The organism is Chthoniobacter sp., from assembly GCF_040003245.1.
GTDB lineage: Bacteria > Verrucomicrobiota > Verrucomicrobiia > Chthoniobacterales > Chthoniobacteraceae > Chthoniobacter.
This window is the reverse complement of record NZ_JBDUCX010000249.1, coordinates 1-9,780: the sequence shown is the minus strand read 5'-3', so window position 1 is coordinate 9,780 and position 9,780 is coordinate 1. Positions and strand designations below refer to the sequence as shown.

The following is a 9,780-nucleotide window of genomic DNA, read 5'->3' as shown; positions in this document are numbered from 1 at the left end:
CCACGGTCATGCCGCAGATGGGGTCTTTGGTCACGGATTTCGATTCTTTCATGGTTTTGTTTCTTTCTTGGGTGTCGTCATTGAAGTGGGCTTGTGGCGGTTACATTGCCAATACCTTTTGAGGTGAGTTGCCATAGCGGTACGCTATCACAGGAAGCGGCCACGAAGTTTCTTCATTCAGCTTGCACAAGTTGTGTGTTTGCCATCGTTTGAACTCATGGGAGAACAAGGCTGCGGTTGCTGCCGTGTGCGGTCAGCGGCGCGCCGTAATGCCGCCAGGTGAAGTGCTCATAGACGCTCGACCAATACATTCCGAACCCGGCTGCAAAGAGCAGCTCCTCGACAGGCATGTGCATAACATGGAAGCCGAACAATAGATCGAGCCGCCAGACGCGCGCGATGTAGCCCGGCGACATCCACCGCAGCCCTTGGAGCAGCGCGATATAGAAGACCACAAAGAGCAACCCTCCAACCCATGTTTTGGTTTTCAAATCAGGCCGGCACAGCATCGCCGCGCCCGCTCCGACGAACATGGAAACAATGCCCGGATAGATCGGATTCCACGGCAGAAAGTAGAGTGCGAGGAAAACGACGAACGGCGATAACAGGGAGAGATAATGATGCCGGTGCAGGGGAAGCCGTTTCACCGCGGGATCGATGGGTTGCAGATTGCGGCCGGTCAGCGCGTTGTAAAGCACCGCCGCAACGCCGCCGATGGCGAAGCAAAAGATCAGGCTCTCAATGTCGAAGCCGGTCCGTTGCGCGAGGTTGAATAGGCTCGGCGGATTCCAATACTCCGGGACAAAGAGCGGCTCGGTGAGACCGAACGGCATGGTGAAAACGCTGACCCACCACATAACCCGTCTCTGAGCGGGGCACAGCGCGAAGAGCACGATCCACGGCACCAGAAAGGCGCTCGCCCAAACAAGCCAGACATAGTGATCGTTGGAGAACATAGCAGCGGAGGAAGTCAGAAGGCTGCGCCGATCTTGACTAGGAGCGCTTCATGGGGAAGACACGGACACACGCCACTCAACAGGCAGCAGCCGCGCCGGGCGATTTCGCGGCCGAGGCCGGGCTGACACGGAATCTCGGGGCAAGCTCTCTCAGTCTCCGGGTCAATTGCAGTATCCGAATTCATGGGTTCACTTGGCTTCCTCGGTATCCGGCTCGTCACTTCGCACCCTCGTCATGTTTCGCCACTGACCCCAGCGCGGGATGAACATCGGCACGCGCGTCCGATATTCGCGATATTCATTGCCGAATTCCTCCTCGACTTTTCGCTCTTCGCTTCGCGCCAGCAGGTAATAGGCAAGAACGATGACGGGGAATAGCGTGACGGAGAAAACGGTGGGCCAATGCACGACGCCCTCGCCGAATAACGCGATGAAAAGTCCGGTGTATTGCGGGTGCCGCACCAAACCATAGAGGCGGTCCGTGACGAGCCGGCCTTCCTTTCGGGCGCGGTGAAGTTCCCGCCATCCTTCCATGAATATTCCAAAGCCGGCGAACAGCAGCATGTAGCCGAGGATCATCGAGATCATCATGCCCGTCTCGCCCCAGCCTAGGAGCGTGGACCAAAGGTTGGCGTTGAGATTGGTCTTATCCAGGCCGAAGAATCGGACGAGCAGATAGATGGTGAGCGGAAAGCCATACATCTCCGCATAGAGGGCAATGATGAACGCCTGGACCACGCCCGCACTTGCCCACTCCTTCCACGTCTTGGGGGCAAGGTAGCGGTAGAGGAGCCAGGAGGCTGCCACGATTACGATGAGGGCGATGCCCCAGGTGCCGGAATGGGCAATGTGTTCTTTCATAGGTTTGCTTTTTCGATCATTTTCACAGCGACAAGGTGCGCAACCGCAGAGCGTTCAAGACGACGGAGAGATCCTGGCTCAGTGAATTCATGGGTTGTGCCTCGCTTCAAAGTTCACCGGCGATGGCCTCTTGCTTGGTTCGGATTCGATAGACCTTTTCCACGGGCAGCAGCGCGATGATGCCGTCACCTTCTCCGGCACCGTGCGCTGCTTCCATGATGACTCCGGCGATTCGTTCCGCGTTGTCTGTATCTGTGAAAATCTCGATGCGTGCGTGAGTCACCATCCAGTCGTGGGTGAAGAAATTGGCATACTCGCCATAGCCCTTCACCTTGGAGACACTGAGCCCCTTCACCCCCGCGTTCTGGAGCTGCTTTTCGACATCTTCCAGGCGCTCACTTCGGATGATGGCGGTGATTTTGCGCAGGTTCATTTCGTCAATCTCCATGCTCGTCGCCATCATTGATCGTCACCAATGCAGAGTGTGCCAGCCCCCGATGGCTCGCCGCGAGCGCAGGGTAGCAGACTGCGGTGGCCGCGATGATCGCGAAATGAAGCAGCGCATGCGACAGGCGTAGAGAACCACGATTCATAGTTAGTAGAGAAAGCACCGCTTGATGCCCATCGCTTCGTCGGTCATCCGAATGGATTCACGCCCATCCTTTACAGTGCCCGTGAGCGCGCGGATCGCGTCGATGTTTTCGGGAATGGCTATGGCCTGGTTGTCCACCTGGTAAGTGTAGTAGGCCTCGTTGCCGTTGACCGCGAGCACGTCCTCCCAAAGCGCGACTTCCCACATATCGCCGCGGGGGCGGCCCAGGTCCTGCATCAGATCAATCGTGCTGTTGAGGGCCACGATTCCGTCACTCATGCGGATGAAAGCGATGCGGGGCGCGGCACGAAACGCATCAAGGACTTCTTCGCGGCTGGCGGGACGCGTCAGTTCGATCACCCAATAATGGTTATGACACTGTGTGTGCGCCGCCTTTGCCGCGATCGTGACCAGGTCCAGTTCGGGCCGCACCGTCTGGGCATCCGGGCCTTGGTGACTCGGAATATGCGATTCTGGAACTACCGTGTTCATCACGCCGCTGTGATCGGATTCCCACGGATCGGTCGCGCGGCGGATGAGCACTCCCCGCGCCTTCTTGAGCAGGCTTGCGTCATGTAATGCGCCCAGCGTGCGGATAATGCTGGTGGTGTTGCACGAAACGACGCGTGTCGCGTCGCGATTGAGCGCGCTGGAATAATTCGCCTGCGCCACGAAGGAATGCCCGGTGACAGAGTGTTTCTCACCGCCCTGCAGAACCGCCTTCACCCCGGCCGTTTTGTATTTCTCCAGGTTTTTGGCGGCAATGCCTTTGGGCGTGCAATCGACCATCACATCCACTTCGCTGATCAGCTTGTCGAATGTGCCGGCGATAGGGATGCCTGCATTCTTCATTTCACCTTCTGCCGCGGCCAAGGAAGAATGGACGGGAATGCCAAGCATCGCGGCCGTCTTCAGCCGGTAGTCACTGATGATGTCGCTGATGCCAACCAGCTCCATATCTGACTGCGCGCGGATGGCATCGGCCACTCGTTTCCCGATGACGCCGTAGCCATTGACCCCTACTTTGATTTTACTGATCCCCATACATGGTAATGTTGTTGTTTGGTTGTGTGGATTGAAGTCGCTCTGTCATGGCATCCGGCGAGACGACCTTGATCCGAGATTATAGAATCCCGCGATCATCGCCCCGGCGAACCAGGCGAGGACGAAGGTGGAGATGATTCCCAGCAGCACCTCGCCAAACGGCACGTTCATGCGCAGGATCGGCGTGACATCGAGGCCGTGCAGGAGGCTGTTGAAGAAGGTGATCTGCTTCTCATGTGGCACGGTGCTCATGGTCAGGATGCAGGCGAGGTAGAACACGACACCGGTCAGACCGAAGGCCAGCCCGAGCCGGCGCGGGTTAATGATGCTGATGGTCTGATTGTCCATTGTCGTTGTGGTCTGATTGTTCATTGTCATTTCCTCCATGGTGATGATGGCCGGGCATGAAAAAATGGCCGGCAAAGATCAGTGCGACGAAGACCACTAGCGTGACGTTGTTGCTGACACCCAATGCCGGCAGCAGGAAGATCAGCAGCACCGCCAGGACGGAGCCGATCAGCATCCAAAGGAAGTGTTTATTCATCCGAGACTCTCCTTTCGTTGTGGGGATAGTTGAGGAACGAACGTCAGCACGCGGGCCTTGTAGGCGGCATATTGCTCGGGAAACTGGCGGCTGACTTCCGCCTCTTCGCGTTTCGCGAGGCGATAGGTGGCGAAGATCAAGATGGACCACATTCCGTAAGCCGAAGTTTTGGTGTCGTGTCCGTGCATTTGCGTGGTTCAGGTGGGGCGGCGGATCATTCCGCTCGCATTTCGGAATCACCATCCGCGCTGGGAGCGGAGCCAGCTACGCATCGCTTCGGAAAGACTCCGCATTTCTTCAGGTGAATCACCATCCGACAAACTCTGCGATCCTGCTTCTTCCAGTCCTCCAGAGATTTTCCGACAGATTTGTGCAGCGGTCATTTCCCGGAGCGTGCAGGCAAAAAGAATCGCATGCCTTCGCGAAGTCGGCGGGAAATAGACGGCCATCATCCCACCGGCATGCGATGAGATGTCACGGAAAACGCCCGGTTTACTTTCAGCAAGTGTCTCGAACCACGCTTCCGCACGGATCATCTAGCCCCAACCGCGCATGAACCTCCGGTCTTCCACTTGGAAATGGCTGGCCGCGCTGGCGGCGATCATCATCCTGGCTATCGCGGCTCGCCGGCTGCCGCTGCTCGACTGGTTGGAAGGCATGGCCGGCTCCCTCCGCGCGCTCGGCGTGTGGGGCGTGGTGCTCTACGCGCTGATCTTTGCGGCGGCGGCGATGCTGTGCATTCCGTGCCTGCCGCTCAGCCTTGCCGGCGGCTTCATCTTCGGCACTGGCGCCGGGTTGATCGCGGCGCATACCGGCACGGCTCTCGCGGCGGCTGGCGGCTTCATGGCCGCGCGGTTTGCCGGTCGCGCAAAGGTCGCGGATTGGCTCCGGCGCAGTGAGCGCTTTCACTTCATGGACGAAGCCATCGCGCGCGAAGGCTGGAAGGTGGTGGGTTTGCTCCGCATGCTGCCGCTGCCCTTCGGGCCGAGTAACTATCTCTACGGGCTCACCGGCGTGGACTTCTGGCGCTATCTGCTCGCGACGGTCATCGTCATGCTGCCGGGCAATGCGGTCATCACGTATCTCGGTTCCACCGGCGCGCGGAGCTTCAGCGGCGAGGACCGCCCGCACACGCTCGAATGGGTGATGCTCGGGCTCGGCGTCGCGAGTCTCATCGCGCTGTCCGTGCTGCTGCCGCGAATCCTGCGCCGGCACGGCGCGCTCAAACCGTCGGAGCCAGAGGCCGGACGATCGCCTCGAGCAAACGCCGGTGGAACGGACGACTGAGATGTTCATTGAGGGTGACTTCCCGGCTGTCGCCGAAATCCTCGACGAAGAATTCCTCCAGCGCGCGGGCGGCGGATGCACAGCGCACCAGCACGTTGAGTTCGAAGTTCAGGCGCATGGATCGGTTGTCGCAGTTGGCGGAGCCGACCATCACCAATTCGTCGTCAATGAGCATGGCCTTCGCGTGGTGCATGCCCGGCCGATACTCGAAAATGCGTACACCGGCGCGAAGGAGCTGCTCGTAGTAGGAGCGACCGATCTCCGCGAGATAGGGATGGTCGGACTTTTCCGTGCTGACGAGGCGCACGTCCACGCCCCGGTTGGCCGCGAGCCGGAGAGCGGAGAGGAGCAGGTCATTGGGCACAAAGTAACCCGCGGAAACCCAGGCCCGCTTTCCGGCATGATGCAGCACCGCTGCGAAGGAGTCGGCCATCGCTTCGACGGCGAGATCCGGTCCGCCGATGACGACCTGGGCGGGATAAGTGCCCGCCTGATCTCCCGCGAGATAGTAACCATCCCCCGTGATCTCCTCCTCTGCGGCGAATTCCCAATCCTCGGCAAAGACCTCCTGCAGCGCGCTGACGATCGGGCCGTGCAACTCCATCTGGAGATCGCGCCAACGACCGATCTTCGGATTATCGCCGGTGTAATTCGGGCCCACATTCATCCCGCCGACGAACGCGACCCGGCCATCGATGATCTGCAGCTTGCGATGATTGCGCAGATGCAAACAGAACCGGCTCCGCAATGGATTGAGCGAACGGAACCAGGCAATGCTTCCGCCCGCTTCCTCCAACTGGCGGAAGAAGCTCCGGCTCGTGTGCGCGCACCCGAGCGGATCGAGCAGCAGCCGCACGATCACGCCGCGCCGGGCGGCGGCGATGAGACGGTCGCGCAGAGCACACCCCGGCTCATCCTCTTCAAAGACGAAGAACTGCACGTGGACGTGATGCTTCGCTTTCTCGATCCACTCGTGGAGCGCGGGGAAAAATGTGGTCGTGTCCGGCAAGAGTCGCACTTCATCCGCCGAGGAAACCGGAATCTCCGCGAGACATTCGAGCGTTTGAAAAAGCGGCGCGTCGCGCGGGGGAATGTCCACCTTTGGTCCCACCTTTCGTCCCCTCGCTTGGCACCGCGAGGTGATCGCGTCGTGATGACACTGGCGCCGGCGCGTGAGGCGATCGAGACCGAAAAGAAGGTAGGCGATTGGACCGATGAATGGAAAAAGGATCACCGTCCAGACCCATGCGAGCGTCGAGACCGGCCGCTTTTGCGCGAGCAGAATGAAGGGGATTGCCGCCCAGGTGAGGAAGTAGGCGGTGAGAAGGTATTTCACGGGGCGTCGGTGGCGAAGGCCAGTTCCGCCACCACCGGCCGGTGATCAGATGTGTCGGTCGAGGACTCGATAACAGCGTGGCGCAGGGTGCGAAAGCCTTCGTTCACAAGGATGTAGTCCAGCCGCGCGAGACCGAACAGACTCATGATGCCGAAGAAAGTCCGGCTCGGTCCCTCCCGCGGATGCTCCGTGTGATAAAGCGTGTCCCGCCATTCCGGTGACGCGACCGAAGTCCCGGCAAAGGGAACTTTTCCCGTGAGAATGCGATAAGGAGCGGAGGATTCGCGGCAATTGAAATCCCCGGTCAACACCGCCGGATCGCCGGCCCGAATCTCGGACATTTTTTTGCGCAGCAGGTGCGCGCTGTGGGTGCGCGCGCGGAGTCCGAAATGATCGAGATGCGTGTTGAAGAACAGAAATGGCCGTCCGCTTTCCTGGTCGCTGAACCGCGCCCAGGTGACGATGCGCGAGTGCATCGCGTCCCAGCCGCGGCCCGGCTTTTCGCACTCGGCGGAAAGCCAAAAGCTCGATTGCTGAAGAACGCGAAACCTCTCGCTCCGAAAAAATATCGGCGTGAACTCGCCCACCTCCCTTCCATCGTCACGACCCACGCCGACCCACTGGTAGCCGGGCAGTCGCTCGTGGAGATCGCGGACCATCGGCAGCGTCGCCTCCTGCAAGCCCGCCACATCGGGCGCCACGCTCCGCAGCACCGCCACCACCGCGTCCCGCCGCGCCGGCCAACGCGCATTCCTTGGCGCATTGGACCAGATATTGAAGGAGCAGACTTTCATCGGCAAAGGTGGCGTTCGAGACGGGCGCGGCGTCGAGGCAGCGAGCTTGGCCTAGGCTGTCGCCGGTGCGGCGGACAAATTGAAGAGCTCTCTCGAGAGCACGCTGGAGCGGCTACGCGAGCATCGCTAGCGTTGTTGCGATGCTCTGTCGAAGCTCCTCCATGGTGATCCGTTCCGGCTTGGCGTGCTTCATGCCATGCACGACCCGATGGCCACCGCCGCCGTTGATCGTCAGGACGCAGGGTGTCGCGGATTTCGGAATCATCCGTCTGCTGCTTCCTTCATGATCTTGACGATCGTATCCTCCACCTCCTGCGCCACCCCTTCCAGTTGCGGCGTGTTGAACATCGCCAGCAGAGTGGTGGGCTTCAAGGTCGCCAGAATCGTCTTGCCGCCCTCCCGGTAAATGGAAATGCGGCAGGGCAGTGCCGTAGAAATGCTCATATTCTCATCGAGAACTTTCTTGGTCTGTTCGGGCTGACAGACTTCAAAAATCAGGCACTCGCGAAGGAACTCGACTCCCTTCTTCTCCATAGTTTGTTTGAGGTCGTGAACCTGCATGACGCCAAAGTGATCGGCTTGGACGGCCGCATGCAAAGCAGCCGCGGCACCACTGACGGTTTTGTCGGTAGGTAGTTTGAACAGCATAGATTTCCTTTCATGGTTGATAGCTCACTTCACCGGCGTGTAGTGAACGCCCGATCACTTCTTGGAAAGCTTGCTGATCACGACGACCAGCAGGACCACCACCACTATGCCGATCACCGTCCAAAGCCACATCCCTCCGCCCATCCATCCATTTGTATGGTTCATAATTGAATCGTTCATCATTGTATCGTTCATCATTGTATCGTTCATAATTAAGCGCCTTTGGTTGCGCCGCGACCAGCCCGCTACAGAACCCCACCCGCCGCCAAGGCAAGCTGGGATGTGTGCCGGATGTGCAGTCTCCGGCGTTTCCCAGCCTGGTTGGCGTGGAGATTGTGCTACGAGCCGTTGTGGCGCTCAGTAATCATTTCTGTTCTGTTTGATGTTCTTTGTGAGCATCCCCCGATTTGTCGTCCATGCCCTTCATCCCTTTCATCATCGGGCACTGCGCCATGGATTCCTTGCCCATTTGCATGTGCTGCATCATGTGTTGCATCATCTCCTCCTCCATTTTTGCCTTTCGCGCACCCATGGCGATCCGCTGGTCCACCATGTGGGTGATGACGGCGGCCATGAGGTTTATCTTCTTGTCCTCCGGCGCGCTATTCATCTTGGCGACATGCTCGGTGAGTTCAGTGTCTTGAGCCTTCATGTCTTCCTTCATTTTCTGTTTCTGCGCTTTCATTTCCTTGCAGCCTTCCATCATTTTGCCGTCCATCATCTTCTTCCCATCGGCCGGCTCGGCGGATTGCGCTTGGACTGGAGACCAGACGACCAGGGCCAGTGCCAGGGCGAGGCTTGAACGGATGAGGAGGTTTGTCTGTTTTTGGTTTTTCGTTTTCATAACTGTGTCTTTCTTTGGTTTTGTTTGGTTTGTTGCTTCGGCGAACGACTTGTTCGCAAAATTATTTCTGAATGCGTTCGCTGGGCTCGTGCGCGCGGAAGTTATCCGCAGCAGCAGCCGGGCTTTTCCTCGGGTTTTGTTCCTGCGGGTGGCCTCCGCCTCCTTGCGTTTCGTCAGGCGGTAGTGGGCGAAGATCAAGATGGACCACGTTCCGTAAGCCGAAGTTTTGGTGTCGTGTCCCTGCATTTGCGTGGTTCAGGTGTGGCGGCGGATCATTCCGCTCGCATTTCGGAATCACCATCCGCGCTGGGAGCGGAGCCAGCTACGCATCGCTTCGGAAAGACTCCGCATTTCTTCAGGTGAGTCGCCATCCGACGAACTCTGCGATCAACCGCAGAGCATCGCGATTCACGGGAGTTGTTTGAAGAGCCGTTGCGTGTGTTCGCGGCGGCAGAGTTCGGCGCCTGCGGTCATGACGGCGGCTGCGTCCGCGGCGACTCCGGACGGGACGGCATCACGCAACGAATTCTCCCGCGCTATGCCCGCAACCATGCCTGCGGAATGCTGCCGGCAAGGCGCCCATGATTGAAAAGAGCGGACAGACTGCGAAGAACCGGTGTCGGTCGATCCGAGTGGGAGGAAATGCGTTCGATGAAATCGGGTCCGGGGACGTGCAGCATCTCTCGGGGAATCGTGCTGCATGGGTGCGAAAGGAGCCTCTCCGAATCGCCTCCCAATAGCGCGTCGAGTTTCGGATTCATGGCGAAGCGAGCGGGCCGGCATTCTTGATCTCCTCGGCGGCATCCCCGGCGTTTTCCGCAAAGTTCGTCCTGAACATTCCCGCAAGTTCGCGAGCCTTGCGATCATAGGCGGC

The 9,780-nt window shown here is 59.1% G+C and carries 14 protein-coding genes; 1 reads left to right on the top strand and 13 read right to left on the bottom strand.

All coding sequences use genetic code 11. The features are described 5' to 3' along the window. Window positions 1-215 precede the first annotated feature (215 nt). The 8 genes from ABJF10_RS25445 to ABJF10_RS25410 form a co-directional block, all read right to left on the bottom strand. Window positions 216-956: a lycopene cyclase domain-containing protein gene (locus tag ABJF10_RS25445; RefSeq protein ID WP_348547432.1), complete on the bottom strand. Its 741-nt coding sequence runs from the start codon at window positions 954-956 to the stop codon at window positions 216-218. Window positions 957-1,145: 189 nt separating this feature from the next. Continuing rightward, a complete protein-coding gene (locus ABJF10_RS25440) occupies window positions 1,146-1,817 on the bottom strand; it encodes an isoprenylcysteine carboxylmethyltransferase family protein (protein WP_348547431.1) in 672 nt (223 codons plus the stop codon). Between the two features lie 106 nt (window positions 1,818-1,923). Further along, window positions 1,924-2,265, bottom strand: a complete 342-nt coding sequence (locus tag ABJF10_RS25435) for a P-II family nitrogen regulator (RefSeq protein WP_348547430.1) — start codon at window positions 2,263-2,265, stop codon at window positions 1,924-1,926. Continuing rightward, entirely contained in the window at window positions 2,255-2,410 is a 156-nt protein-coding gene (locus ABJF10_RS25430) for a hypothetical protein (protein ID WP_348547429.1), read from the bottom strand. Before ABJF10_RS25430 ends, ABJF10_RS25435 begins: the two co-directional genes overlap by 11 nt. A gap of 2 nt (window positions 2,411-2,412) precedes the next feature. Continuing rightward, complete coding sequence (locus ABJF10_RS25425) at window positions 2,413-3,447, bottom strand: type II glyceraldehyde-3-phosphate dehydrogenase (RefSeq protein ID WP_348547433.1); 1,035 nt, start codon at window positions 3,445-3,447, stop codon at window positions 2,413-2,415. 51 nt (window positions 3,448-3,498) lie between these two features. Next, entirely contained in the window at window positions 3,499-3,801 is a 303-nt protein-coding gene (locus tag ABJF10_RS25420; protein ID WP_348547428.1) for a DUF5676 family membrane protein, read from the bottom strand. Then, complete coding sequence (locus ABJF10_RS25415) at window positions 3,773-3,997, bottom strand: hypothetical protein (protein WP_348547427.1); 225 nt, start codon at window positions 3,995-3,997, stop codon at window positions 3,773-3,775. The genes ABJF10_RS25420 and ABJF10_RS25415 overlap by 29 nt, the downstream gene beginning before the upstream one ends. Continuing rightward, window positions 3,994-4,149 carry a hypothetical protein gene (locus ABJF10_RS25410; RefSeq protein WP_348547426.1) on the bottom strand — a complete coding sequence of 52 codons (156 nt, stop codon included), beginning with the start codon at window positions 4,147-4,149 and terminating at the stop codon, window positions 3,994-3,996. Before ABJF10_RS25410 ends, ABJF10_RS25415 begins: the two co-directional genes overlap by 4 nt. Before the next feature lie 400 nt (window positions 4,150-4,549). Here ABJF10_RS25410 and ABJF10_RS25405 point away from each other — a divergent pair, with 400 nt between their 5' ends. Next, window positions 4,550-5,284, top strand: coding sequence for a TVP38/TMEM64 family protein (locus ABJF10_RS25405; protein ID WP_348547425.1), 735 nt, complete (start codon window positions 4,550-4,552; stop codon window positions 5,282-5,284). Here the strand turns inward: ABJF10_RS25405 and cls are convergent. The 5 genes from cls to ABJF10_RS25380 form a co-directional block, all read right to left on the bottom strand. Then, window positions 5,220-6,620, bottom strand: coding sequence for a cardiolipin synthase (gene cls, locus ABJF10_RS25400; RefSeq protein ID WP_348547424.1), 1,401 nt, complete (start codon window positions 6,618-6,620; stop codon window positions 5,220-5,222). The two genes, ABJF10_RS25405 and cls, sit on opposite strands and share 65 nt — an antisense overlap. Then, a complete protein-coding gene (locus tag ABJF10_RS25395; protein WP_348547423.1) occupies window positions 6,617-7,414 on the bottom strand; it encodes an endonuclease/exonuclease/phosphatase family protein in 798 nt (265 codons plus the stop codon). The genes cls and ABJF10_RS25395 overlap by 4 nt, the downstream gene beginning before the upstream one ends. A gap of 112 nt (window positions 7,415-7,526) precedes the next feature. Then, window positions 7,527-7,679, bottom strand: a complete 153-nt coding sequence (locus ABJF10_RS25390) for a hypothetical protein (RefSeq protein ID WP_348547422.1) — start codon at window positions 7,677-7,679, stop codon at window positions 7,527-7,529. Next, window positions 7,676-8,062: a DUF302 domain-containing protein gene (locus tag ABJF10_RS25385; RefSeq protein WP_348547421.1), complete on the bottom strand. Its 387-nt coding sequence runs from the start codon at window positions 8,060-8,062 to the stop codon at window positions 7,676-7,678. The genes ABJF10_RS25390 and ABJF10_RS25385 overlap by 4 nt, the downstream gene beginning before the upstream one ends. Before the next feature lie 364 nt (window positions 8,063-8,426). Then, entirely contained in the window at window positions 8,427-9,104 is a 678-nt protein-coding gene (locus ABJF10_RS25380) for a hypothetical protein (protein WP_348547420.1), read from the bottom strand. Window positions 9,105-9,780: the final 676 nt, after the last annotated feature.

Excerpts from the sequence above, each read along its gene's own strand:
- ABJF10_RS25445 (WP_348547432.1), bottom strand. The coding sequence starts at position 956 with ATGTTCTCCAACGATCACTATGTCTGGCTTGTTTGGGCGAGCGCCTTT.
- ABJF10_RS25440 (WP_348547431.1), bottom strand. The coding sequence starts at position 1,817 with ATGAAAGAACACATTGCCCATTCCGGCACCTGGGGCATCGCCCTCATC.
- ABJF10_RS25435 (WP_348547430.1), bottom strand. The coding sequence starts at position 2,265 with ATGGAGATTGACGAAATGAACCTGCGCAAAATCACCGCCATCATCCGA.
- ABJF10_RS25430 (WP_348547429.1), bottom strand. The coding sequence starts at position 2,410 with ATGAATCGTGGTTCTCTACGCCTGTCGCATGCGCTGCTTCATTTCGCG.
- ABJF10_RS25420 (WP_348547428.1), bottom strand. The coding sequence starts at position 3,801 with ATGGACAATCAGACCATCAGCATCATTAACCCGCGCCGGCTCGGGCTG.
- ABJF10_RS25415 (WP_348547427.1), bottom strand. The coding sequence starts at position 3,997 with ATGAATAAACACTTCCTTTGGATGCTGATCGGCTCCGTCCTGGCGGTG.
- ABJF10_RS25410 (WP_348547426.1), bottom strand. The coding sequence starts at position 4,149 with ATGTGGTCCATCTTGATCTTCGCCACCTATCGCCTCGCGAAACGCGAA.
- ABJF10_RS25405 (WP_348547425.1), top strand. The coding sequence starts at position 4,550 with ATGAACCTCCGGTCTTCCACTTGGAAATGGCTGGCCGCGCTGGCGGCG.
- ABJF10_RS25395 (WP_348547423.1), bottom strand. The coding sequence starts at position 7,414 with ATGAAAGTCTGCTCCTTCAATATCTGGTCCAATGCGCCAAGGAATGCG.
- ABJF10_RS25390 (WP_348547422.1), bottom strand. The coding sequence starts at position 7,679 with ATGATTCCGAAATCCGCGACACCCTGCGTCCTGACGATCAACGGCGGC.
- ABJF10_RS25385 (WP_348547421.1), bottom strand. The coding sequence starts at position 8,062 with ATGCTGTTCAAACTACCTACCGACAAAACCGTCAGTGGTGCCGCGGCT.